21 protein-coding genes are annotated in these 23,753 nt (G+C 70.9%); 19 read left to right on the top strand and 2 right to left on the bottom strand.

The window, feature by feature from the left end; all coding sequences use genetic code 11:
• The first annotated feature begins 6 nt into the window (after positions 1 to 6).
• The 8 genes from ACWGI2_RS13220 to obgE all read left to right on the top strand — a co-directional run bounded on the left by ACWGI2_RS13220 (position 7) and on the right by obgE (position 10,685).
• A complete protein-coding gene (locus ACWGI2_RS13220; protein WP_453395529.1) occupies positions 7 to 558 on the top strand; it encodes a GNAT family N-acetyltransferase in 552 nt (183 codons plus the stop codon).
• Positions 559 to 595: 37 nt separating this feature from the next.
• Positions 596 to 1,864 carry a hypothetical protein gene (locus tag ACWGI2_RS13215; protein WP_453695317.1) on the top strand — a complete coding sequence of 423 codons (1,269 nt, stop codon included), beginning with the start codon at positions 596 to 598 and terminating at the stop codon, positions 1,862 to 1,864.
• A gap of 46 nt (positions 1,865 to 1,910) precedes the next feature.
• Complete coding sequence (locus ACWGI2_RS13210; RefSeq protein WP_453395527.1) at positions 1,911 to 2,714, top strand: TIGR03936 family radical SAM-associated protein; 804 nt, start codon at positions 1,911 to 1,913, stop codon at positions 2,712 to 2,714.
• Positions 2,715 to 2,950: 236 nt separating this feature from the next.
• Positions 2,951 to 6,820, top strand: coding sequence for an Rne/Rng family ribonuclease (locus ACWGI2_RS13205; RefSeq protein WP_453695315.1), 3,870 nt, complete (start codon positions 2,951 to 2,953; stop codon positions 6,818 to 6,820).
• A 181-nt stretch (positions 6,821 to 7,001) separates the two neighbouring features.
• Positions 7,002 to 8,351, top strand: coding sequence for a phospholipase D-like domain-containing protein (locus ACWGI2_RS13200; RefSeq protein WP_453695313.1), 1,350 nt, complete (start codon positions 7,002 to 7,004; stop codon positions 8,349 to 8,351).
• Between the two features lie 170 nt (positions 8,352 to 8,521).
• Complete coding sequence (gene rplU / locus ACWGI2_RS13195; RefSeq protein WP_055566950.1) at positions 8,522 to 8,842, top strand: 50S ribosomal protein L21; 321 nt, start codon at positions 8,522 to 8,524, stop codon at positions 8,840 to 8,842.
• A gap of 14 nt (positions 8,843 to 8,856) precedes the next feature.
• Positions 8,857 to 9,111, top strand: coding sequence for a 50S ribosomal protein L27 (rpmA, locus tag ACWGI2_RS13190; protein WP_030564037.1), 255 nt, complete (start codon positions 8,857 to 8,859; stop codon positions 9,109 to 9,111).
• A 134-nt stretch (positions 9,112 to 9,245) separates the two neighbouring features.
• Entirely contained in the window at positions 9,246 to 10,685 is a 1,440-nt protein-coding gene (obgE, locus tag ACWGI2_RS13185) for a GTPase ObgE (RefSeq protein ID WP_453695312.1), read from the top strand.
• Between the two features lie 144 nt (positions 10,686 to 10,829).
• Here the strand turns inward: obgE and ACWGI2_RS13180 are convergent, their stop codons facing one another.
• Positions 10,830 to 12,926, bottom strand: coding sequence for a hypothetical protein (locus ACWGI2_RS13180; RefSeq protein WP_453695311.1), 2,097 nt, complete (start codon positions 12,924 to 12,926; stop codon positions 10,830 to 10,832).
• A gap of 284 nt (positions 12,927 to 13,210) precedes the next feature.
• Here ACWGI2_RS13180 and proB point away from each other — a divergent pair, with 284 nt between their 5' ends.
• The 5 genes from proB (at position 13,211) to ACWGI2_RS13155 (ending at position 18,247) form a co-directional block, all read left to right on the top strand.
• Positions 13,211 to 14,338, top strand: a complete 1,128-nt coding sequence (gene proB, locus ACWGI2_RS13175) for a glutamate 5-kinase (RefSeq protein WP_453695309.1) — start codon at positions 13,211 to 13,213, stop codon at positions 14,336 to 14,338.
• A 224-nt stretch (positions 14,339 to 14,562) separates the two neighbouring features.
• The gene (locus tag ACWGI2_RS13170; protein WP_160505000.1) at positions 14,563 to 15,045 is read left to right on the top strand and encodes a hypothetical protein; all 483 of its coding nucleotides are present in this window, start codon (positions 14,563 to 14,565) and stop codon (positions 15,043 to 15,045) included.
• A gap of 91 nt (positions 15,046 to 15,136) precedes the next feature.
• Entirely contained in the window at positions 15,137 to 16,438 is a 1,302-nt protein-coding gene (locus ACWGI2_RS13165) for a glutamate-5-semialdehyde dehydrogenase (protein ID WP_160504999.1), read from the top strand.
• 76 nt (positions 16,439 to 16,514) lie between these two features.
• Positions 16,515 to 17,090, top strand: coding sequence for an SCO2584 family spore wall biosynthesis protein (locus tag ACWGI2_RS13160; protein WP_453695307.1), 576 nt, complete (start codon positions 16,515 to 16,517; stop codon positions 17,088 to 17,090).
• A gap of 89 nt (positions 17,091 to 17,179) precedes the next feature.
• Positions 17,180 to 18,247: an SCO2583 family membrane protein gene (locus tag ACWGI2_RS13155; RefSeq protein WP_453695305.1), complete on the top strand. Its 1,068-nt coding sequence runs from the start codon at positions 17,180 to 17,182 to the stop codon at positions 18,245 to 18,247.
• A 3-nt stretch (positions 18,248 to 18,250) separates the two neighbouring features.
• Here the strand turns inward: ACWGI2_RS13155 and ACWGI2_RS13150 are convergent, their stop codons facing one another.
• Positions 18,251 to 19,330, bottom strand: a complete 1,080-nt coding sequence (locus tag ACWGI2_RS13150; protein WP_453395518.1) for a M48 family metallopeptidase — start codon at positions 19,328 to 19,330, stop codon at positions 18,251 to 18,253.
• Between the two features lie 99 nt (positions 19,331 to 19,429).
• Between ACWGI2_RS13150 and ACWGI2_RS13145 the strand changes: the two genes are divergently transcribed.
• The 6 genes from ACWGI2_RS13145 (at position 19,430) to ACWGI2_RS13120 (ending at position 23,654) form a co-directional block, all read left to right on the top strand.
• Complete coding sequence (locus tag ACWGI2_RS13145; protein WP_453695777.1) at positions 19,430 to 19,690, top strand: hypothetical protein; 261 nt, start codon at positions 19,430 to 19,432, stop codon at positions 19,688 to 19,690.
• A gap of 84 nt (positions 19,691 to 19,774) precedes the next feature.
• On the top strand, positions 19,775 to 19,936 hold the full coding sequence (locus ACWGI2_RS13140) for a hypothetical protein (RefSeq protein WP_202121161.1): 162 nt from the start codon (positions 19,775 to 19,777) through the stop codon (positions 19,934 to 19,936).
• A 76-nt stretch (positions 19,937 to 20,012) separates the two neighbouring features.
• Positions 20,013 to 20,651, top strand: coding sequence for a nicotinate-nucleotide adenylyltransferase (gene nadD / locus ACWGI2_RS13135; protein ID WP_160504995.1), 639 nt, complete (start codon positions 20,013 to 20,015; stop codon positions 20,649 to 20,651).
• A 16-nt stretch (positions 20,652 to 20,667) separates the two neighbouring features.
• Positions 20,668 to 22,407 (top strand): LCP family protein, encoded by a 1,740-nt coding sequence (locus ACWGI2_RS13130; protein ID WP_453695304.1) that lies wholly within the window; start codon positions 20,668 to 20,670, stop codon positions 22,405 to 22,407.
• A gap of 162 nt (positions 22,408 to 22,569) precedes the next feature.
• Positions 22,570 to 23,016, top strand: a complete 447-nt coding sequence (rsfS, locus tag ACWGI2_RS13125) for a ribosome silencing factor (protein ID WP_453695302.1) — start codon at positions 22,570 to 22,572, stop codon at positions 23,014 to 23,016.
• Positions 23,013 to 23,654 carry a histidine phosphatase family protein gene (locus ACWGI2_RS13120; RefSeq protein ID WP_453395516.1) on the top strand — a complete coding sequence of 214 codons (642 nt, stop codon included), beginning with the start codon at positions 23,013 to 23,015 and terminating at the stop codon, positions 23,652 to 23,654. The genes rsfS and ACWGI2_RS13120 overlap by 4 nt, the downstream gene beginning before the upstream one ends.
• Positions 23,655 to 23,753: the final 99 nt, after the last annotated feature.

Raw genomic sequence — 23,753 nt, 5'->3', positions numbered from 1 at the left:
GAGCCGGTGGGTGGGACGAGTGCTCCGCGACTCGTCCCACCCACCGGCCTCGTGCACCTCTCCTTCGTCGCCGCGATGGAGGAGTTCCGCGCCGAGGGGCGCGGCGGCGATGACGACGACACGACGCTCGGCCGCACCCTGCGCGACTACGGCGACAAGTGGCACGACCCGGTGGTCTTCGAGCGCTACGTGACCGAGGTCCGCGCCGCCACGCACCCGGCCGAGCCGCTCTCCGTCCCCGTGACGACCCTCTGGTACGCGGACGGCGCCGACTACTTCGGCCGCCTCGCCATCCGGCACAACGTCAACACGCGCTTCCTGCGTGAGTACGGCGGCCACATCGGCTACGACGTACGGCCCACCGCCCGTCGCCGCGGCCACGCCACGGCGATGCTGATCGGCTCCCTGCCGCACGCCCGCGCGCTGGGCCTCGCACAGGTCCTGGTCACCTGCGACACCGACAACACCGGTTCGCGCAAGGTGATCGAGGCCGCGGGCGGCGTCTTCGAGGACGAACGCGGCGGAAAGCTCCGCTACTGGATCCCGACCGCCGTCTGACCGAACCAGCACCCACGACTGACGCGTCTAGGACGGCATGGACCTGGAAAAGCGGCCGCTCACCGCACCGCAACCCCAACCCGAACCGCAACCGCAGGCCGATGGCTGTCTGGCCGTCGCGATCCGCATCCCGGTGCGGATCGTGGTGCTCGTACTCGTCGTCCCGGTACGCCTGGTGTGGGACGCCCTCGCCGTGTGCGGCCGCTTTGTGTACTTCAGAGGGCTGCGGCCCGTGGGGCGGGCTCTGGCGTGGCTGGGGCGAACGCTGATCGTGACGCCGCTGTCCTGGCTGGTCGAGTACGTCATCACGCCGGTCGCGCTCGGCGTCACCAACGCCACGGTGTGGCTGCTCAAGGCTGTGTTCGTGTGGCCGTGGGTGGGGCTGTGGCGGTATGTGGTGGTGCCGGTCGGGCAGGGGCTCGGGTGGCTGGGGCGGGTGCTGTTCGTGATTCCGGCCATGTGGCTGTACGCGTCCGTCCTCACGCCCATCGGGCACGCGATCGCCTGGCTCGCGCGGGGCATCGCGGCGGGAGCATCGGTGGCCGGGCGCGGCATCGGGGCCGTACTGATGTGGCTGCTCAAGGCCGTGTTCGTGTGGCCGTGGGTGGGGCTGTGGCGGTATGTGGTGGTGCCCGTCGGGAAGGGTCTTGCGTGGCTGGGGCGGGTGCTGATCGTGGTGCCTGCAGTGTGGCTGTACGCGTCCGTGCTCACGCCCATCGGGCACGCGATCGCCTGGCTGGCCAGGGGAGTTGGGGCGGGCATCGCCTGGACGGTACGCGGGATCGGGACGGTGCTCGCCGCTCTGGGGCGCTGGATCTTCGTCGTGCCCGCCGTCGCCCTGTGGCGCTGGGTGCTCGCGCCCATCGGGCGGGGCATCGCCCTCGTCGGACGCGAGATCGGCGCCGCGTTCGGACACGCCTGGCGTATCGCCGGGTACATCTCGCTCGCCGTGGGCCGCTTCCTCGGCCGGCTCCTGCGGTGGCTGTTCGTCGACCCGGTGCGCTGGGTGTACCGCGTGGTCCTCACTCCGGTGGGGCACGCCGTACGCGACGCGATCTGGCGGCCGGCCGCGCGGGCGGTGAAGGAGGCGGGTCGCGCCACCCGGCAGGCCCTGGCCGCCGCCCGCCGCAGCGTGCGGGAGGCCCGTGCCGACGTACGGCGCATGCTGTTCGGGGCCCCGAAGGAACAGGTCCCCGTGGGGGCGGTCCCGAGGGAGCCGGTGCCGGTGCCGGTGGCCCGGCGGGAACCGGACACGGCCGAGGCACGTACTCTAGGTAGCAGTACGACCGCACTCACGAAGGACTAGAACACTGGGCAAGCGACAGCCCGAAGGCCCGCCGCCCGCTCCCGCGGTGCAGCGCATCCGCCTGCGCTACACCAAGCGCGGCCGCCTCCGGTTCACCAGCCACCGTGACTTCCAGCGCGCCTTCGAGCGGGCGCTGCGCCGCGCCGAGGTGCCCATGGCGTACTCGGCGGGGTTCACCCCGCACCCGAAGGTGTCGTACGCCAATGCCGCACCCACCGGCACGGGCAGTGAGGCCGAGTACCTGGAGATCGCGCTCACCGAGCCGCGTGACCCCGACAAGCTGCGCGAGCTGCTCGACGAGTCGATGCCCAGCGGGCTCGACATCATCGACGCGGTCGAGTCCCGCACCTCGGGACTCGCCGACCGGCTCACCGCGTCCATCTGGGAGCTGCGCCTCGACGGCGTCGAGCCCGCGGACGCGGAGCGTGCCGCCGAGGCCTTCCGGGCCGCGGAGAGCGTCGAGGTCCAGCGCCGCACGAAGAACGGCATGCGGACCTTCGACGCCCGCGAGGCCGTCGTGAGCCTTGAGGCGCTCGCCTCCGACGAGGCGATCAGTCACGACACTGATAGGCCGACCGACCAGCCCTGTGCGATACTGCGGCTGGTTGTTCGGCACGTGACACCTGCCGTACGACCCGACGACGTCCTGTCCGGTCTCCGAGCTGTGGCCGACCTGGCGCCGCCGGTCCCCGCAGCGGTGACCAGGCTGGCGCAGGGGCTTCTTGACGACGAGACCGGCACGGTGACCGACCCGCTCGCGCCCGACCGCGAGGCAGCCACGACCCCGCTTGAGAACCAAGGGGCCGACGCAGCCGCCGCGAAGGTGCCGGCGACGGAAGGTCCCGTGTAGGGACGAGCGTCGTAGCGCCGCCCTGGTACTCGGGAGCCACCTGGGTCGGGCAGCGCACTGACCGAGACTTTCGCCAGGCCGTCCGCATTTGGGCGTACGGAACCGGCGAGACAGACACATAGAGCTCCCGTGCGGCGCCCACGCCCCCGGATGGCGGCCCCGCGTAGGTGAGCGAGGGCCGCGGACATCACCGGACAAGGCGCGGCGCCCGGGAGCGTGACGGGAGAACCGCCCGCATGCATGAGCCGAACGAACCCACTGAGGGCTCGGACAACAACAGCCCCAGCGACACCCTGCCGCCGCGCCGCAGGCGCCGTGCGGCGTCGCGGCCCGCGGGCCCGCCCGTGGGCACGACCGAGGCCACCGAGGGCACAGCTCCGGCCATACCGGCCACCCCCGCCGCCGAAGCGCCCGCAGAGGCCGTGACTCCGGAGCCCGCAGCGGCCGAGGAAGCCGCTCCCGCCCCGCGTGCGCGCCGCCGTGCCACGCGCCGCGCCTCGGCTCCCGCCGGTGCGCCCCAGGGCGCTGAGACCCCCGCCGAGACGCCTGCCGAGACGCCGGTCAGCGAGCCCGTGGCCGCCGTGGCCCCGGCCGAGGCCGAGCCCGCCGAGGAAGCCGCTCCCGCCCCGCGACGCCGCCGTGCGACCCGCCGTGCCTCCGCTCCCGCCGGTGCGCCGCAGGGTGCCGAGGCCGCCGCCGAGACGCCCGCGGTCACCGAGCCCGTGGCCGAGGAGCCCGCCGCCGAGCCCGCCCCCGAGGCACAGCCGGAGTCCGGCGACGCGGCCCCGCGCCGTGCCCGCCGCCGCGCGACCCGCGGCTCGTCCGCGCCCGCCGCCGAGACCGCTGCCGCCGCCGAGCCCGCCGAGGCTCCCCAGGCCGCCGAGCCCGTGGCGAGCACGGAGACCCCCGAGGCCGAGTCCGCCGAGGACGACGCGCCCCGTGGCCGTCCGCGCCGCCGTGCCACCCGCAAGGCCGCCGCCGGCTTCTCGGCGCCCGCCCCGGCGCGGGCCCGCAAGGCGCGTGCCGGTGACGCCGACGACGACTCCGGGCAGAAGCCCGCGCGGCCCGCCGTCGCCGTCTTCCAGGCGCCGGTGTTCGCCGAGCCGATGTTCCAGACCCCGGAGCGCGCCGCCGCCGCGGCCGCCGCCGAAGCGGCCGACGAGCCCGCCGAAGAGGTCGAGGCGGAGCCCGTCGCCACCGCACCCGTGGTGGAGGAGGAGACCGGCCCGCGCCGTCGCCGCCGCCGTCGGGCCGCCGACGAGCAGCCCGCTGCCGCCGCCGAGCCCGCGAAGGCCGCTCCGCAGGCCGCGGAGGAGCCCGCCGAAGCCGAAGAGGCCGAGGACACCGCCGCGGACAGCGACAACGACCACGACGAGTCCGACGACTCCGGTGAGCGTCACGGCCGCCGTCGCCGTCGTGGTGGCCGTCGCCGCCGCCGCGGTGAGTCCGCCGACGACTCCGGCGACCAGCAGGACTCCGACACCGAGTCCGACACGGACGCCGCCGCCGAGCAGGAGGCGGAGGACACCGGCGAGCAGGCCGAGGACGACTCCGACGACAACGGCTCGGGCTCCGGTTCGAGCAGCAGCCGTCGCCGTCGCCGCCGTCGCCGTCGCGCCGGGGACTCCGGTGAGGGCGAGAGCGCCTCGGACGGCGACCCGGAGCGTACGGTCGTCAAGGTCCGTGAGCCGCGCAAGAAGGAAGAGCGCGAGCTGGGCACCGGCGTCGACGAGGTCACGTCCATCAAGGGCTCGACGCGCCTGGAGGCCAAGAAGCAGCGCCGCCGCGAGGGCCGCGAGCAGGGCCGCCGCCGCGTCCCGATCATCACCGAGGCCGAGTTCCTGGCCCGCCGTGAGGCCGTCGAGCGTGTGATGGTCGTCCGCCAGAACGGCGAGCGCACCCAGATCGGCGTCCTCGAGGACAACGTGCTCGTCGAGCACTACGTCAACAAGGAACAGGCCACCTCGTACGTCGGCAACGTCTACCTGGGCAAGGTCCAGAACGTGCTGCCGTCCATGGAGGCCGCCTTCATCGACATCGGCAAGGGCCGCAACGCCGTCCTGTACGCCGGTGAGGTCAACTTCGAGGCGCTCGGGATGGCCAACGGCCCCCGCCGCATCGAGTCCGCCCTCAAGTCGGGCCAGTCGGTCCTCGTGCAGGTCACGAAGGACCCGATCGGCCACAAGGGCGCGCGTCTGACCTCGCAGGTCTCGCTGCCGGGCCGCTACCTGGTCTACGTGCCCGAGGGCTCGATGACCGGCATCAGCCGCAAGCTGCCCGACACCGAGCGCGCGCGTCTGAAGACCATCCTCAAGAAGATCGTCCCCGAGGACGCGGGCGTCATCGTGCGCACCGCCGCCGAGGGCGCGAGCGAGGACGAGCTGCGCCGCGACGTCGAGCGTCTGCAGCAGCAGTGGGAAGAGATCCAGAAGAAGGCGAAGAACGGCGGCGCCGCGCCGACGCTTCTGTACGGCGAGCCGGACATGACCGTCCGTGTCGTCCGCGACATCTTCAACGAGGACTTCTCGAAGGTCATCGTCAGCGGTGACGACGCCTGGGAGACCATCCACGGATACGTCTCCCACGTCGCCCCCGACCTGGCCGACCGCCTGCAGCGCTGGACCTCCGAGGTCGACGTCTTCGCGACGTACCGCATCGACGAGCAGCTGATGAAGGCGCTCGACCGTAAGGTCTGGCTGCCCAGCGGCGGCTCGCTGGTGATCGACAAGACCGAGGCGATGATCGTCGTCGACGTCAACACCGGCAAGTTCACCGGTCAGGGCGGCAACCTCGAAGAGACCGTGACGAGGAACAACCTCGAAGCGGCCGAGGAGATCGTGCGCCAGCTGCGCCTGCGTGACCTCGGTGGCATCGTCGTCATCGACTTCATCGACATGGTGCTCGAGTCCAACAGGGACCTGGTCCTGCGCCGCCTGCTCGAATGCCTGGGCCGTGACCGTACGAAGCACCAGGTGGCCGAGGTCACCTCGCTGGGTCTCGTCCAGATGACCCGTAAGCGGGTCGGCCAGGGTCTGCTTGAGTCCTTCTCCGAGACCTGCGTCCACTGCAACGGCCGCGGCGTGATCGTGCACATGGAGCAGCCGACCTCCGCCGGTGGCGGCGGCAAGCGCAAGAAGCGCGGCCGCGGCGGCTCGGAGCAGGGTCAGGAGCACACGCACGAGCACGACCACGAGGCCACGGCCGAGGTCGAGACGGAGACCGAGACCGAGGCGGAGGTCGCCGCGGAGGCCGCTGCCCCGGTGGCGCTTCCCGAGCCCGAGTTCGTGCCGGACGAGGAGCTCTACAGCAGCGCGTCCGAGGCCGAGGCCGCGGCGTCCCGCGGTGGCCGTTCGCGCCGCAGGGCGACCCGTCGGGCCTCGGCTCCGGCCGGCGCCCCGAAGGCGGAGACCGCGCCGAAGTCGGAGCGGCGTTCCAGGTCCCGGAAGGCTGCCACGGCCGAGGACGAGGCTCCGGTGGTCGAGGCCCCCGTGGTCGAGACTCCGGCCGCCGCCGAGGACCCGGTCGTCGAGGTGGCCCCCGAGGCGCCGGTGGACGACGCGGCCCCCAAGGGGCGTACGCGCCGTCGTGCGACCCGCAAGGCGACGTCGCCCGCCGGTTCGCCGAAGTCCGCCGAGGGCGCCGAGCCCGAGGCCGCCGAGGTGATCGTGGCCGAGACGCCGAAGCCCGAGCCCGTGGCGGAACCGGTCGCCGAGCCCGTCGCCGCCGAGCCTGTGGCCGACGCCGCTCCGGCCCGTCCGCGCCGCCGTGCGGTCCGCAAGGCCACCGCGCCGACCACGTCCGAGGAGGCGGCCGTCCTGGTCGTCCCGTCGGCCGAGAAGGCCACGGAGGCCCCGGAGAAGGCCGCCGAGAAGGCATCGGAGAAGCCCGAGGCCGACGCCGAGGAAGCCGCTCCGGCCAAGAAGACGGCGCGTAAGACTGCCGCCAAGAAGGCGCCCGCGAAGAAGGCCGCCGCCAAGAAGACCGCGGCCAAGAAGACGGCCGCAAAGAAGACGACGGCCAAGAAGGCGTCGAAGACGACGAAGAAGACCGCCGCGGCGGAGCAGACACTCTCCGGTGTCAAGGCCTCCGCGGCCGACGAGGGCTGACCTGCCCCTTCGTAGTCCGTACAGATGACCGGGTGCCCCCGGTGTGGTGATTTGGCCACGCCGGGGGCACCTGTCTGTTGGCACGCGCTGAACTACCTGTAAAACTCATGCGGTTGGTGAAGGAGCACGCGCGCGTGGTGTTCGGGGAGACGTCGCGCTCGTGTCAGGGAGGGGACGCACGATGGCGCAGGGTCGCCTGAGAGGCACGGGACGTCACCGCGCCGCGAAGCAGATCAAGGGCGGACGCCAGGCCGTCGCGCTGGCCACGGTCCTGTCGGCGGCGGGCATCCAGACCGTCAGCGCCATGGGGACGGCGGTGGCCGACGGCGAGCCGCCCCTGGTGGAGGCGCCGCTCTTCAACGATCCGAAGGGCACCCCCGAGCAGCAGCACGCGATCCGGACCCGGCTCATCGAGCTGACGAACGCCGCGGTGCCCGGCTCGACCATCAAGGTCGCGGTCTACCACGTGTGGGAGGCCTCGGTCGTCGACGCGCTCCTGGCGGCCAGGAACCGCGGTGTGCACGTGCAGATGGTGCTCGACGAGTCCAGCAGGAGCGACCGCCCCGCGAACACCTCGTACGCCAGGCTCGCGGCCAAACTCGGCACCGACAAGAACAAGCCGTCCTTCGTGACGCTCTGCCCGACCGGCAAGTCCTGCCTGGGCGATCCCACGTACGGCAAGTCGATCATGCACAACAAGTTCTGGCTGTTCTCGCAGGTCGAGGGTGCACGGGACGTCGTCGTACAGACCACGTCGAACTCGACGCCCTCCGCCCACACGAAGTTCTACAACGACGCGCTGCAGCTCCCGAACAACCCGACGATGTACGAGGCGTACGCCGACTACTTCGCCGAGATGATCCGCAAGGACTGGCGGAACTGGGACTACCGCACGGTGAGCGACGGCCTCTACAAGGCGTACTTCTTCCCGCGCTCCGGCACGGTCAACGAGACCGACACGATGTACTCGGTCCTGAACAACGTGCAGTGCAACTACAAGGACGCGGCCGGGGTGCCCCGGCACACCAACGTCCGCGCCTCGATCTTCAAGATCACCCGGAAGCAGATCGCCGACAAGCTCGTCTCGCTCAAGAAGGCGGGCTGCACGGTCAGCATCGTCTACGCCGAGACCGACAGCGCCAAGAGCCAGGGCGGCACCCCGGGCACCTGGGAGGCCCTGCACAAGACCGGCGGGCCGACCATGCGCTGCTTCAACGACGACCGGGACCCCTTGCACCCCGGCACCAAGCTGGTCACGCCCTACATCATCCACTCGAAGTACCTACTCATCGACGGCAAGTACGACGGCAGGCAGAACAAGCTCTCCTTCACCGGCTCGCAGAACTACACGGCCCCGGCGCTGCGCGAGAACGACGAGGCGATCGTGAAGGTCGACGACGACTCCGTGCACGACGCGTACCGCGGCCACTTCGACCGCGTACGGGCCGTCGCCTGGCCGGGCAAGGCCGACGGCACCGACCTGTGCAAGGGTGTCAAGCCGCTGCCGCCGGACGGTGAGAAGCCGGTTTGACCCTTCCGGCCCAGCCCCGTAATCTTGGGCGTCGGCATGTCAGTAGGCATGTCCTACCCCTGTAAACCTGATTTCCTTCCGGCGCCCCCGGCGCTCGGGAGAGGCCGACCGTGCATCTGGACGGGCGGCTGGACTGCGGGGGTCCCGTTCCGAGCGAGAGAGAGATCCGCGTGTACGCCATCGTGCGCAGCGGTGGTCGCCAGCACAAGGTTGCTGTCGACGACATCGTTGAGGTTGACAAGATTTCCACTGCCAAGGTTGGCGACACGGTCGAGCTCTCGACCCTGCTCGTTGTCGACGGCGACGCCGTGACCAGCGACCCGTGGGTCCTTGCCGGCATCAAGGTCCAGGCCGAGGTCGTGGACCACCACAAGGGCGCGAAGATCGACATCCTTCGCTACAAGAACAAGACCGGCTACCGCCGTCGTCAGGGTCACCGTCAGCAGTACACGGCGATCAAGATCACCGGTATCCCCACGGCTGCGAAGTAAGGGACTGAGACAAGATGGCACACAAGAAGGGCGCATCGTCCACTCGGAACGGGCGCGATTCCAATGCTCAGCGGCTCGGTGTGAAGCGCTTCGGCGGTCAGACCGTCAACGCCGGTGAGATCCTGGTCCGCCAGCGTGGCACCCACTTCCACCCGGGCTCGGGCGTCGGCCGCGGCAAGGACGACACCTTGTTCGCGCTGGACGCCGGTGCGGTGGAGTTCGGTACCCACCGTGGCCGCAAGGTCGTGAACATCGTTCCGGTCGCCTGAATCAGGCTTCCGTAGAACAGTTCTTCGCGAGGGCGGACCTCACTTCCCTGTCGGGAAGCGGGTCCGCCCTTCGCGTGTTACACCTAGGGGCATTTCGCCCCTGACATTTCGTAACGTTTCTGGAGGCACATCCCATGACCACCTTCGTGGACCGCGTCGAGCTGCATGTCGCCGCGGGTAGCGGGGGCCACGGCTGTGCCTCCGTCCACCGTGAGAAGTTCAAGCCGCTCGGCGGCCCGGACGGCGGCAACGGCGGCCGTGGCGGTGACGTGATCCTGGTCGTCGACCAGTCGGTCACGACGCTGCTCGACTACCACCACTCCCCGCACCGCAAGGCCACCAACGGCGCTCCCGGCGCCGGTGACAACCGCTCAGGCAAGGACGGCCAGGACCTGGTCCTGCCCGTGCCGGACGGCACCGTCATCCTCGACAAGCAGGGCAACGTCCTCGCCGACCTGGTCGGCCAGGGCACCACGTACATCGCGGCCCAGGGCGGCCGCGGCGGCCTCGGCAACGCGGCGCTCGCCTCGGCCCGCCGCAAGGCGCCCGGCTTCGCGCTCCTCGGTGAGCCTGGCGACGCGGGCGATGTCGTCCTTGAGCTCAAGACGGTCGCGGACGTCGCGCTCGTGGGCTACCCGAGCGCCGGCAAGTCCTCGCTGATCTCGGTCCTGAGCGCGGCCAAGCCGAAGATCGCGGACTACCCGTTCACGACGCTGGTCCCCAACCTCGGTGTGGTGACGGCCGGTTCGACCGTCTACACCATCGCCGACGTACCGGGTCTGATCCCGGGCGCGAGCCAGGGCAAGGGCCTCGGGCTCGAGTTCCTGCGGCACGTCGAGCGGTGCAGCGTCCTGGTGCACGTCCTGGACACGGCGACCCTCGAGTCCGACCGTGACCCCGTCTCCGACCTCGACATCATCGAGGCCGAGCTGCGGGAGTACGGCGCGGGCCTGGAGAACCGGCCGCGTGTCGTCGTCCTCAACAAGATCGACGTACCGGACGGCCAGGACCTCGCCGACCTGGTCCGGCCCGATCTGGAGGCCCGCGGCTACCGCGTCTTCGAGGTGTCGGCCGTGGCGCACAAGGGGCTCAAGGAGCTCTCCTTCGCGCTCGCCGAGGTCGTGGCCGAGGCGCGTGCCGCGAAGCCGAAGGAGGAGGCGACCCGCATCGTCATCCGGCCCAAGGCCGTGGACGACGCGGGCTTCACCGTCAAGCTCGGCGACGACGGCATCTACCGCGTGCGCGGCGAGAAGCCGGAGCGCTGGGTGCGCCAGACCGACTTCAACAACGACGAGGCCGTCGGCTACCTCGCGGACCGCCTCAACCGTCTCGGCGTCGAGGAAGAGCTGATGAAGGCGGGCGCCCGCACGGGTGACGGCGTCGCCATCGGCCCCGAGGACAACGCGGTCGTCTTCGACTGGGAGCCCACGGTCATGGCCGGTGCGGAGATGCTGGGCCGCCGTGGCGAGGACCACCGCCTGGAGGCGCCCCGCCCCGCTGCTCAGCGCCGCCGGGACAGGGACGCGGAGCGGGACGAGGCGGAGAAGGCGTACGACGACTTCGAGCCGTTCTAGGCTTTTGCCTGGCGGGGGCGCCCTGGACTGCGCGAAGGCCCCCGGAGCTTCTGCTCCGGGGGCCTTCGCCTGTTCGTACACCGTGCTGGTGCGTCGTGGTTTCTCGCGCAGTTCCCCGCGCCCCTGACGGGGCGCTCCCTGCGGTCAAGCAGTGACGGAGTCTTCCGCGCCGTTCGGGTTCGGTTCCGTCGGGTCCGCTTCCATTTCCTCCGCCGCGTCCTGAGCCGCCCGCTGGCTGGGGATCTCCGCGTCGATGCGGGTGGCCATGCGCAGGCGGCGCTCATCGGCCTTGGCCGCGAGCGCGAGGGCCGCCTCGTTGAAGCGGACCAGGGAGGGCGGGTCCGAGGGGCCCAGGAGGTGCTCCTTGAGGGCCACGCGCGCCTCGGCGTGCGTGTCGAGCTCCGGGGAGCGGACGGCCTCCAGGAGGTCGGGGATGCCCTCGGCGGTCGGGGAGAGGATCGCCGCCGCGCTCACCGTCGGGAAGCCCGCGCGGAAGTCCGCCTCGGACATGCCGGACGTGTTGGCGACCGCGTACGGCTTCTCGCTCGTCAGCCAGTCGGAGACGACCGAGGAGACGTCGCTGATCAGCAGGTCCGCCTGGTTGAAGCAGGAGAAGATCGCGGGGCGCGCGGTGGTGATGATCTGGTGCTCCCACTCGGGGAACGACGCCCAGTACGCAGCCTCCCACGCCGCCGTCGCCTCGGCGACAGCCGCCTGCTGGTCGCCGTCGGGCGTGCCCTGGAGCATCATCCGCTCCATCTCGTCCACGCTCTTGCGGAACGCGGTCGAGGTCCGCTGGTCCAACTCGGCGGTGCGGCGCGCCAGTTCGGCGGCCGCCTCCGGCCCGGGACGCTCGCCCGTGCGCTTGGCGGCGGCCTCGCGGATCATCGCCTTGATGCGGTCGTTGGCGGCGCCGGCGCGCGGGTCCTGCGAGCCCGTCATCGGGTGCGGCTTGTAGATGAGCCGGACGCCGGGGTCGGCGAGGAGGTGCCGGACGATGTTCTCGCCCGCGAGGGTCACCGACGTGTTGCCGGGGTTGCCGTCCCAGCCCTCCCAGGTGGGGGCGTACAGAACGGTCGTGAACGCGCCCGTGGGGGCGCCCGTCGACGGCAGGATCGGGGACAGCTGGGGGCGGCCGACCTCGACCACGTCCTTGTCCTCGACACCGACGTCGGCGGCCTGGTAGCGGTCGCGTGCGGCGGGCCCGGCCACCCACACCTCGTCGTACGCCTTCGCGTACGGGTTGCAGGAGGACAGCTTGTCGCTCTCGCCGTGGTTGATGAAGGCGTGCTTGATCGTGGGGATGCGCAGGACCTGCGAGGTCTTCGCGGCGTTCGCCGGGTGCAGCATCATCTTCAGCGTCGACGTCTCCAGGGAGAACATCGTCGCGACCTTCGGGAAGCAGATGATCGGGACGTCCGTCGCGTCGATCTTCTGCACCATGAACCGCTCACGCAGCACGATCAGCGGCTTGCCGTCGAGCTTGGAGAGCGTGGAGAGCCACATGTTCGCCTGGTACGCGGACGTGGAGCCGCCCGAGAAGTACATCGCGACGGACGGCTGGTAGTCGGCCAGCCAGTTGTCCAGCCACTCCATGACCTTCTCGTCGTTCTTCGCCCGCTTCTTGGGGAGCAGCCACGTGGCGAGGTAGATCGCGCCCGCGCCCATCAGGGCGATGGAGATCCCGAGGCCGATGCCGCCCCAGTACGCGTCCGTGGTGGCCGCGGTGACCATGAGGCCCGCCGTGGTGGGGATCGAGAAGGTCAGCAGGCGGTGGGCCTGGCGGCGCGAGAGGATCCGCGGCGGGGCCGCGGTCAGGTGCAGCGCGGACGTGTCGATGTTGCGCGTGACGATCGGCAGCTGGCGGCGGCGGCGCACCAGTATGGCGGTGGCCTGGCAGCCGAAGTGCAGGAAGTAGAACGCCAGCAGCGAGATGGTCAGCGGCGACTGCTCGGCCAGCGGCTCGATGCCGTCGATGCGCAGCAGGCCGACCAGGATCAGCATGTCGCGCAGGAGCTGCCTGACGGTGACATCGAAGCGGATCTTGCCCAGGAGGGAGAGGAGGCCCGGCTGTTTGTACTGGAGATAGACATCGAGCGCGAGGTTCGCCGCCGACGCGGCGATGAACACCGGTACATACGGGACCAGCGCGCTGACGAGCTGGGCCGTGAAGAGCGCGAACATCGCGAACAGCGCGGAGAGCTGCACGATGCGGCGGGGTGCGAGTCCGGCAGAGGGCACGGGCTTGGGCTCCTGGCGGGGGATCGGGGGGATCGGATGGGGGGAAGTCGGGGAAGACGACCACTGACCGTATGACGTGCCGTGGCTCTGTAGCAATCTTCCGTGACGACAATCACCGGATAAAGGGGCAAAGGTACTGAACCCCGAGGCCCGGATCCGCCTCGGGGGGCCCTTCGGCCCCTGCCCGGTCCGCCCCTCGAAATGCGTGGGCACCTCACCGGCTCACTCGCGTAGATTGCTGGTCCGGCAGGGAATGGGATCTTCAGGATCAATTGGGGAAGCACGTGGCTGGGGCAAGGCAGGGCATCAAAGAGGCCCACAGGGTTGTCGTCAAGGTCGGGTCCTCGTCCCTGACCACCGCGGCGGGGGGCCTGGACGCCGATCGCGTTGACGCCCTCGTTGACGTGCTCGCCAAGAGCCGCAGCGGCGGCGAGCGCGAGATCGTGCTCGTCTCCTCCGGCTCCATCGCCGCCGGGCTCTCGCCGCTGGGGCTGCGCAGGCGCCCCAAGGACCTGGCGAGGCAGCAGGCGGCCGCCAGCGTCGGCCAAGGCCTTCTCATGGCCCGCTACACCGCTTCCTTCGCGCGCTACGGCGTACGCGTCGGGCAGGTGCTCCTCACCTCCGACGACATGGCACGCCGTGCCCACCACCGCAACGCCTCCCGCACCTTCGACCAGCTCCTGGCGATGGGCGCGCTGCCCGTCGTGAACGAGAACGACACCGTGGCGACGGACGAGATCCGCTTCGGCGACAACGACCGGCTCGCCGCCCTCGTCGCGCACCTCGTCCACGCCGACCTCCTGGTGCTGCTCTCGGACGTGGACGGCCTCTACGACGGCGACCCCGCGAAGCCCGGCACCTCACGGATCTCCGAGGTCACCGGCCCCGCCGACATAGAGCACGTCCAGATCGGCAGCGCGGGCAAGGCGGGCGTCGGCACCGGCGGCATGGTCACCAAGGTCGAGGCCGCGCGGATCGCCGCGGCCGCCGGTATCCCGGTGGTCCTGACCTCCGCGAGCCACGCCGCCGACGCCCTCGCGGGCCGCGACACCGGTACGTACTTCCACCGCACGGGCCGCCGCACCGGCGACCGGCTCCTGTGGCTCCAGCACGCCTCCGAGCCGCAGGGCGCGCTGACGCTCGACGACGGGGCGGTGCGCGCCGTCGTCGAGGGGCGCAAATCGCTGCTGCCCGCCGGGATCGCCGCGGTCGAGGGCGACTTCTCCGCGGGCGACCCGGTCGAGCTGCGGGACACCGCGGGGCGGGCCGTCGCGCGGGGTCTGGTGAACTTCGACGCCAAGGAGCTCCCGCAGCTCCTCGGTCGTTCCACGCGGGAGCTCGCGCGGGAGCTCGGACCGGCGTACGAGCGGGAAGTGGTGCACCGCGACGACCTGGCCCTGCTGCACGACTAGCCGTTCACGCCCCCCTGCGTCCGCGGTTCTGCCGTCACAGGAGTCACACAGGCCCCACCGCTCCCCGGCCGAAAACAGGCGCGAACGCCGTGCGCCGACCGGCCCCTGCGAGGTGAAACTCCCCAAAACCGCCCCGCGGGGGCGCTTGGCCTGCTCAACTTTGTTCCAGACACTTCCGCACGACCATTGCGTATCCGCACCACCATTGCGTAGAGGAGGCCGTCGTGAGACGAGTGCGCCCGGGAGCGTCGTCCCGCGCGCCGGCTGAGCGGTCCCTGACCAGCGTCGCCGCGGGGGCGACGTACACCGGTGACACGCAAGCGGCGGGCGAGACGGACGAGAGTCAGGAGGGCGAGACGGTGGACGCGCCCCGTCTGTGGCACGTCACCCTGAGCGTCTCGGGGGGCGAAGCCCCGCTGAAGGAGGTCAGGCGGGGGCTCGAACAGCTCGCCCACGACCATCCCTTTCTGCTGACCAGCAGGTATGCGCCCGACCACGCGGAGATCCGGTACTGGGAAGAGGCCCGCGACCTGCACGACGCCGCCGCGGTCGCGCTCCGGCTCTGGGGCGAGCACCGGCAGAGCGCGCAGCTCCCGCCCTGGGAGATCGTGGGTCTTGAGGTCATCGACCGCGACACCTACCACCAGCGCATCGCGGAGGGGTACGGCCCGCTGCCCGCGACCCCGGTGGGCGTGCACCCTTTTTGAGCCGTCCTGCTTTTCGAGCCGTCGTGAGCACCCTGGTCTCGGCTGCTGAAACACAGCGTGTACCGCGGCCGGTCCCTATTACGCTGCGGTCATGACGTCCCTCACGCCTCCGTTCTCGGGCTTGCCGTACGACAACCTCTCGCCCGTCGCCCAGGCCGCCTACCGCGCCCGTGGCGCCGCCGCGAAGCTCGCGCCGCTGCCGCGTGCCGCCAAGGACGACGCGCTCCTGGCGATCGCCGACGCCCTCGAGGTGCGCACCGCCGAGATCATCGAGGCCAACGGCAAGGACACCGCCCGCGCCCGCGAGGCCGGGACCAGCGAGTCCGTCGTCGACCGTCTGACGCTCACCCCGGAGCGGGTCCGCGCCATCGCCGCCGACGTGCGCGACGTGGCCGCCCTGCCCGACCCCGTCGGCGAGGTCGTCCGCGGCTCGACCCTGCCGAACGGCATCGACCTGCGCCAGGTCCGCGTCCCGCTCGGCGTCGTCGGGATCATCTACGAAGCCCGCCCGAACGTCACCGTGGACGCCGCCGCCCTCTGCCTGAAGTCCGGCAACGCGGTGCTCCTGCGGGGCTCGTCATCGGCGTACGAATCGAACACCGCGCTCGTCCGCGTGCTGCGCGACGCCGTCCACGGAGCGGGCCTGCCCGCCGACGCCGTCCAGCTCGTGCCCGGCGAGAACCGCGACTCCGTACGCGAGCTGATGCGCGCCCGCGGCCTCGTCGACGTCCTCATCCCGCGCGGCGGCGCCTCGCTGATCAAGACCGTCGTCGAGGAGTCCACCGTCCCGGTCATCGAGACCGGCACCGGCAACTGCCACGTGTACGTGGACGCCGACGCCGATCTGGACATGGCCGTCGACATCCTCATCAACTCCAAGGCCCAGCGGCCCAGCGTCTGCAACGCCGCCGAGACGCTCCTGGTGCACGCGGACATCGCCGAGGCCTTCCTGCCGCGCGCCCTGGACGCCCTGGCCGAGGCCGGGGTCACCGTGCACGCCGACGAGCGGGTGCTCCCGTACGCCGACGGGTCGAAGGCCACCGTCGTGCCCGCGACCACCGAGGACTGGGAGACCGAGTACCTCTCGTACGACATCGCGGCGGGCATCGTCGACTCCCTGGAGCAGGCGGTCGAGCACATCCGCCTGTGGACCTCCGGGCACACCGAGGCGATCGTCACCACCTCGCAGCAGGCCGCGCGCCGTTTCACCCAGCTCGTGGACTCCACGACGGTCGCCGTGAACGCCTCCACGCGCTTCACGGACGGCGGCCAGTTCGGCTTCGGCGCCGAGATCGGCATCTCCACACAGAAGCTGCACGCCCGAGGGCCGATGGGGCTTCCCGAGCTGACCTCGACGAAGTACATCGTCACCGGCGACGGCCACATCCGCTGAAGCCGCCCCCACGGAGCATCGGCTGAATTCCCGTACCGTCTGCCCAGATTGCCCCTTCCGGGGCTACGCTGGAAGGGTGCCGGAGGACGTGGGGGGCACGCCGTCGTTTCCTGACGGCTGGGAGCCCGACGACGACCGCGACCGCGGGGGTGCGGACGAAGAGTTCGCCTCCGTGGTCTTCGACGAGGCCTTCGTCAAGGCCGCCGAGGTTCATGAACCCACCGCTGTGGAGCGGCTGTTGGCCGCCGCCCAGGCGCGCGCCGAGGCCTCCGAGGCCGAGAGCCGCAGGGCCCGCACCCGGGGCCCCGGCCGCGACTCGCCGGAGGACGACCTCTACGACGAGGGATTCGGCCCCGACGACGGCGGCGAGTTCGGCCGCGACGCGGACCTCGACGACGTGTACGACCGGGAATTCACCGAGGACGGGTACGGCAGACAGGGCTATGGAAGCCACAACCGCTGGCACCGCCCCGTCGCCTGGATGCTCGCCCTCCTGATGGGCATCGGCATGGTCGCGCTCGCCTTCACCGCGGTCTACCGCGGCGCGTCGACGGGCCGCCAGGACCCGGCCCCGCCCCCGGCGTCCACGAAGCCGTCGGCCTCCGCGGAGTACGGCCAGCCCGCGGTGTCCGCGACGCCCCGCGTCCCGTGAGAAGCGGCGCCCGTACCCCGTGAGAAGTTGTCAGAACTTGTCGTGTACCAGGGCGTTTACCAGACCGCGCGGAGACCTACCCTGAAGGTATGGGCGGGCCAGGAGAACCACCTGAGGGGACCCCCGAGGGCGCTCCCGCCGGTGGTGAGGACGAGTACCGATCCGTCGTCTTCGACGAGTCGTTCGTCCGCGCCGCACGGCTCCAGGAGTACTCCGCGCAGGAGCGCATGAGTGACCACACGCACGCGGTGCGCCGCCTTCCCGCGCGCCGCCGGCGTCTCTCCAAACAGGCCGTGATCCTCGTCCTGCTGGTCGCCGTCGCCTTCGGCACCGCGATCTACATGGGCGTACGCCATCCGTACCAGAACCCCGTCGCCCAGCGCCCCGAGCCGCTGCGGATGACGGTCATACCGCTCGCCCCACAGGGACCCGTGCCCGGCGCCGAGAAGCCCGCCGACCTGTACGAACACAGCCCGGCCGCGCAGTTCCGGGTGGGCGCGTCGGGCATCAACCTCCCTGCGGCGCGGCGCACTTCACACTTCTCGGACGGTCAGGTGATGACCGCGCTGACCACCGCCAAGGACTATCTCGTCGAGTCCTCGCTCGACCCGGACGTCCTCACCGGCGGCGCCGTGCGCTCCGCGCGCATCCTGCTCGACCCCCGGCAGCTCGACCAGTTCGACAAGAGCTTCGCGCACCCGGCGGCGGACGGCCGGCACGCGCCCACCGGCTGGCTGGTGCGGTTCGACCCGACGAAGACCGCCCTCGCGTCGCCCGGCATCCGCGTCCACGGCACGCTGCACGCCACCGAGACGGACAAGAACACCCTGGAGGTGACCTCGGACCACACCTTCGTCTACGCGCTGCGCCCTGCCGGCAAGGGCGAGCACGTCAAGGCCTCGCTGTTCACCGTCCGCCGGGAGCTGCAGTTCCGCTTCGACCGCGACGACCTGCGGATGCGCCAGGCCGAGCTGCTCGTGTCGTACATGCAGGCGGGACCGCTCGCCTGCTCCGCCGACTCCGCCAACCAGCTGCGGCCGCTGCTCGCCGGGCAGAAGGCGAAGGCGGGCGGCCCCGCGGGCACCGACCCTTACGCGACGGGTGATGCCACGGCGCTGTGCGGCTCGCTCTCGGCCACCGCCCAGCCTTCGGTCTGAGGATTACTTCTCCTCGGTGGGGCCCTGTGTGCCCTGACCGCCGGTGAACTTCCCGCGCAGCTTGCCGCCCAGGTCGCCCGCGCCGCCCGCGATGTCGTTGACCAGCTTCATCAGCGGGTCCTTGCTGTGGCGTACGTCGTCGGCGTAGCTGGACGCCGACTGGCGGAAGGAGTCCGACACCGAGGTGTCCTTGTCCTCGTCGCGGCGGGGGTAGTGACCGTCCATGATCCGCTGGTAGTCGCGGGTCTCGGCCCACTTCTTCAGCTCGGCGGCGCGCACGGTGGTGAAGGGGTGCGTACGCGGCAGTACGTTCAGGATCTTCAGGACCGAGTCGCGCAGGTCGCCCCCGGCCTCGTACTCCGTGGCCTGCTCCAGGAACGCGTCCACGTTCATCTCGTGCAGGTGGTTGCCGCCCGCGATCTTCATCAGGCCGCGCATCGACGCCTTGAGGTCCTGGCCCACCAGGAGCCCGGCGCGGTCCGCCGACAGCTCGGACTTGCGGAACCACTCGCGCAGGGCGGTCACGATCGCCATGATCGCGACATTGCCGAGCGGGATCCAGGCGACCTTGAGCGCCAGGTTCGTGAGGAAGAGCAGTATCGTCCGGTACACCGAGTGGCCCGAGAGCGCGTGGCCCACCTCATGACCGACGACCGCCCGCATCTCCTCCTCGTCGAGCAGCTCGACGAGACCCGTGGTCACCACGATGATCGGCTCGTCGAGGCCGATGCACATCGCGTTCGGGTTCGGGTCCTGGTTCACGTACATCGGCGGGACCTTCTCCAGGTCCAGGATGTAACAGGCGTCCCGCAGCATGGTGTTGAGGTGCGCGAACTGCGCGTCGGAGACCCGTACGGAGTCCGAGAGGAACAGGAGCCGCAGGCTCCGCTCCGGGAGCAGCGCGCTGAGCGCCTTGAAGACGGTGTCGAAGCCGGTGAGCTTGCGCAGGGCCACCAGGGCCGAACGGTCCGCCGGGTGTTCGTACGCCCGTGACGAGATGCCGGGGAAGCGCCTGCGCTGCCTGCTCGGCACATTCTCGTGGCCGCCGTCTTTCGCGTGGCCGTGGTCGTTGTCGTCGGTCATGCCCCATCCCCCATGCTCGTCCAGTCATGCCCCCGAGGTGGGACCCAGCCTAGGCGGAGATACCGTGACAGGGCAGCACAGCGAATGGAGTCGCCCGTCATGGCCGTCATGGAGCAGAGCGCCGCAGCCCACCACTGGGTCACGGAGGCGGCCGCCCTGGCCGCGAAGGAGCAGGGGGCGGGCAATCTGCTCCGCGTCGTGCTGATCGTCATGGTCGTCGGCTGCGTGCTCGTGGCGTGGTTCCTGCTGCGCGGCTACCGCCAGGGCGCCGACGCCGACCGCCCCGGCGACACCGCCAAGGGCGGCGAGAGCCGTCCCGGCGGGGGCGAGGAGGACGACCGCGCGGACCACAACAGCTGAGTCGGCGTGAGCTCGGCCGGTGTCCCCGCATACGATGGCCCGGAAGTCTTTGTCCCGCCCACCTCCGGATAGGTCCTGCCGACGATGAGCCTCCACAGCACCGCCTCCCAGCTGGTCACCCTCGCCTCCGAGGGCAAGCACGTCGACGAGCACGCAAGCATCAGCCCTCTCGTCACCGGCGGTGGCGCGTTCGTCGCGCTGATGCTGCTCCTGTGGATCACCACGCGCTTCAACCGGGACCGCTGAGCCGAACCGCTGAGCGGTCTCACGGACCGGACGGCTGAAACAGAGCCCGTCGACCGGGCCGGTAGGGTCTGCACGCATGGGAGAGCAGGACATGCCTACCGGTCCCGGCACCGGCCCGGCCAGCAAGGGCAAGCGCCGCCTCGGCGTCATGGGCGGAACGTTTGACCCGATCCACCACGGACACCTGGTGGCGGCCCAGGAGGTCGCCGCGCAGTTCCACCTCGACGAGGTGGTGTTCGTGCCGACCGGGCAGCCGTGGCAGAAGAGCGACAAGGCGGTGTCCCCGGCCGAGGACCGTTATCTGATGACGGTCATCGCGACGGCCGAGAACCCACAGTTCTCGGTGAGCCGCATCGACATCGACCGCGGCGGTCCGACCTACACGACGGACACGCTGCGCGATCTGCGCACGCTCAATCCCGACACGGACCTCTTCTTCATCACGGGCGCCGACGCCCTGGGCCAGATCCTCACCTGGCGCTACACCGAAGAGCTGTTCTCCCTGGCGCACTTCATCGGGGTCACCCGGCCCGGCCATACGCTGGCCGACCCGGGCCTGCCGGCGGGCGGTGTCTCGCTGGTCGAGGTCCCGGCCCTCGCCATCTCGTCCACGGACTGCCGTGCGCGGGTCGCCAAGGGCGACCCCGTCTGGTATCTGGTGCCGGACGGTGTGGTGCGTTATATCGACAAGCGCGAGCTGTACCGCGGCGATTGAGCCGAGAGGGGCACCGGTGAACGACCGACAGTACGACCCGTATGCGGGCGGCGACCCGTACGCGGGCGAGTACGCGGGGGAGTATGCGGCTGATCAGTACCAGGTCGTCGGGTACGACGAGTATGGGCAGCCGGTGTACCAGCAGGTCCAGCAGCAGGCCTCGCAGTTCCAGCAGCAGGCCCCGCAGCCGCAGCAGGCCCAGCCACCGGCTTCGTACGACCAGTACGGGGCGCAGGCCCAGCAGCAGCCGTCGCAGCAACAGGCGTCCCAGCAGCAGCATTCGCAGGGCTACGGCTATGACCCGTATGCGACGTACGGCACGTACGACCAGCAGCAGACGCAGCATTCCCAGCAGACGCAGCAGCCCCAGCAGACGCAGACCGGCTGGATTCCGCAGCAGTCGCGGCAGCCGGAGCCTGAGCCGCAGATGGAGCCTGAGCCGGAACCGGCGCCCGAACCCGAGCCCCGGCGTGCGCCGGATCGTGATCCCGCGTACGAGACCCAGCAGTTCTCCTTCATCGAGGAGCCGGACGAAGAGTCCGAAGACGTCATCGACTGGCTGAAGTTCACCGAGAGCCGCACCGAGCGGCGCGAGGAGGCCAAGCGGCGCGGGCGTTCCCGGGTCGTCGCGCTCGTCGTGGTGCTCGCGCTCGTGATCGCGGGCGGCGTCGGCTACCTCTGGTACGCGGGCAAGCTGCCGGGCCTGTCGGACGACGCGTCCGGTGACGCCGCCGCGGCGGCAGGACCGCAGAACCGCGACGTGATCGTCGTACACCTGCACAACACCAAGGGGGGCGGCACCTCCACGGCGCTCCTGGTGAACAACACCACCACCAAGCGCGGCACCACCGTCCTGCTGCCCAACTCCCTCTCCGTGACGAACGACGAGGGCGCGGGGACGACGCTCGGCAAGTCGGTCGACGACGACGGTTCGACCGGCACCCGCGAGTCGATCGACAGCCTGCTCGGCACGCAGGTCGAGGGCACCTGGCGGCTCGACACCCCCTACCTGAACAACCTCGTCGAGCTGGTCGGCAACATCGACATCGACACGGACGCGAATGTGCCGGACCCCAAGGCCAAGAAGGGTCAGGCGCCTCTCGTGAAGAAGGGCGAGCAGCAGACCCTGAGCGGCCCGATGGCCGTCGCGTACGCCACCTACCGCGCGTCCGGCGAGCCCGAGACCGCGCAGCTCGACCGGTTCGGGCAGGTCATGCAGGGCGTCCTGCGGAAGCTGTCGTCCGACCCGCAGGCCGCGACGACCACCGTCCAGTCGCTGGCCCAGATCCTGGACCCGTCCCTCAAGGAGAACGACCTCGGCGCCTTCCTTGCCAAGCTCGCCGACCGTGCGAAGGGCGGCGACTACTCCACGCAGCTGCTCCCGGTGCAGCAGGACGGGACGCTCTCGCAGAAGGCCGGCGCGAGCGTCGTCAAGAACGTCCTGGGCGGCGCGGTCAAGAACCCGGACAAGGGAGCGGCCGTACGGGTCGGCGTGAAGAACGCCTCCGGCAGCCAGGGCGCGGGGCAGGAAGCGCGGATCTCGCTGGTCAACGGCGGCTACACCTTCGTGGACAGCGGCGCCGGTTCCGGGGCCCAGGCGGCATCGCAGGTCACGTACGCCGACGCGGACAAGAAGACGCAGGCCACCGAGGTCGCCAAGACCCTCGGCCTGCCGGACAGCGCGGTCCGCAAGGGCAAGACCGCGCCGAACGCCGATGTGTCGGTCGTCCTCGGTCAGGACTACAAGACGGGCTGACCTGCTCGTCCCCCGGCCGGTCCGCCGGCCGGGGCCTTCCTGGCCGGGGCTTTCCTGGCCGGGGTGACGCAGCAGACAGGGTGATCGAGTTATTGCCGGGAGTGCTGTCGGCGGTCCGTGAGACCCTTGGTATGTCTTGACCACCTGAAGGAAAGCTCACTAGTGACCGCCACGGACCGCTCCATCGAGCTCATCAAGGTCGCCGCACAGTCGGCCGCCGACAAGCTCGCGCACGACATCATCGCGTACGACGTCAGCGACGTGCTGTCGATCACGGACGCCTTCCTGCTCGCCTCCGCGCCCAACGACCGTCAGGTCAAGTCGATCGTCGACGAGATCGAGGAGCGGCTCAGCAAGGAGCTCGGCGTCAAGCCGGTGCGCCGCGAGGGCGACCGCGAAGCCCGCTGGGTCCTCCTGGACTACGTGGACATCGTGGTGCACGTCCAGCACAGCGAGGAGCGTGTTTTCTACGCCCTCGAGCGCTTGTGGAAGGACTGCCCCGAGATCGAGCTCCCCTCGGACGCCGTCGCCACTCGCGGCAAGGCCGCCGAGCACGCCGAGCAGCGCGCCGCGGAGGAGGCAGCCGACCTGGACGGTGAGCTTCGGTGACCAACCGCGGCTGCCGGATCATCCTGTGGCGGCATGGCCAGACGTCCTGGAACCTGGAGCGCCGCTTCCAGGGCTCCACGGACATCGAGCTGACCGACACGGGTGTCGGTCAGGCCAGGCGCGCCGCCCGGCTGCTCGCCTCGCTGAAGCCGGACGCCATCGTGGCGTCCGACCTGAAGCGGGCGGCGGCCACCGCGAACGAACTCGCCGCCCTCACCGGCCTCCCCGTCACGCACGAGCAGGGTCTCCAGGAGACGTACGCCGGTGAGTGGCAGGGCCTGACGCACGACGAGATCATCGCGCGCTTCGGCGACCAGTACGCCGCGTGGAAGCGCGGCGAAGCGGTGCGCCGCGGTGGTGGCGAGCTCGAGACCGAGGTCGCCGACCGTGCCGCGCCGATCGTGCTGCGCCATGCGGAGAAGCTGCCGGAGGACGGCACGCTCGTGGTGGTCAGCCACGGCGGCACGATCCGCACCACCATCGGCCGCCTCCTCGGCCTGGAGTCCCACCACTGGGAGGGCCTCGGCGGGCTCTCCAACTGCTGCTGGTCCGTGCTCGGCCAGGGCGCGCGGGGCTGGCGCCTCCTCGAGCACAACGCTGGCACGCTGCCGGAGCCGGTGCTCGGCGACGACGATTAGCCCTGGACCGGCCGGATGCGAGAGCCGCTGGTCACAGGGCCCGGGAGGGCCCGTCACCCGGATTTCACATTCCGGCTCGTCGCAGGCTAAAGTTCTTCT

The sequence above is a fragment of the Streptomyces sp. NPDC054866 genome (genome assembly GCF_053610745.1).
This window is presented reverse-complemented; position numbering and strand designations above follow the sequence as displayed.

What these genes read in the sequence shown, in the direction of transcription:
- ACWGI2_RS13215 (WP_453695317.1), top strand. Translation starts at nt 596, where the DNA reads ATGGACCTGGAAAAGCGGCCGCTCACCGCACCGCAACCCCAACCCGAA.
- ACWGI2_RS13205 (WP_453695315.1), top strand. Translation starts at nt 2,951, where the DNA reads ATGCATGAGCCGAACGAACCCACTGAGGGCTCGGACAACAACAGCCCC.
- ACWGI2_RS13200 (WP_453695313.1), top strand. Translation starts at nt 7,002, where the DNA reads ATGGCGCAGGGTCGCCTGAGAGGCACGGGACGTCACCGCGCCGCGAAG.
- rpmA (WP_030564037.1), top strand. Translation starts at nt 8,857, where the DNA reads ATGGCACACAAGAAGGGCGCATCGTCCACTCGGAACGGGCGCGATTCC.
- obgE (WP_453695312.1), top strand. Translation starts at nt 9,246, where the DNA reads ATGACCACCTTCGTGGACCGCGTCGAGCTGCATGTCGCCGCGGGTAGC.
- ACWGI2_RS13165 (WP_160504999.1), top strand. Translation starts at nt 15,137, where the DNA reads ATGACGTCCCTCACGCCTCCGTTCTCGGGCTTGCCGTACGACAACCTC.
- ACWGI2_RS13155 (WP_453695305.1), top strand. Translation starts at nt 17,180, where the DNA reads ATGGGCGGGCCAGGAGAACCACCTGAGGGGACCCCCGAGGGCGCTCCC.
- ACWGI2_RS13150 (WP_453395518.1), bottom strand. Translation starts at nt 19,330, where the DNA reads ATGACCGACGACAACGACCACGGCCACGCGAAAGACGGCGGCCACGAG.
- ACWGI2_RS13145 (WP_453695777.1), top strand. Translation starts at nt 19,430, where the DNA reads ATGGCCGTCATGGAGCAGAGCGCCGCAGCCCACCACTGGGTCACGGAG.
- ACWGI2_RS13140 (WP_202121161.1), top strand. Translation starts at nt 19,775, where the DNA reads ATGAGCCTCCACAGCACCGCCTCCCAGCTGGTCACCCTCGCCTCCGAG.
- nadD (WP_160504995.1), top strand. Translation starts at nt 20,013, where the DNA reads ATGGGAGAGCAGGACATGCCTACCGGTCCCGGCACCGGCCCGGCCAGC.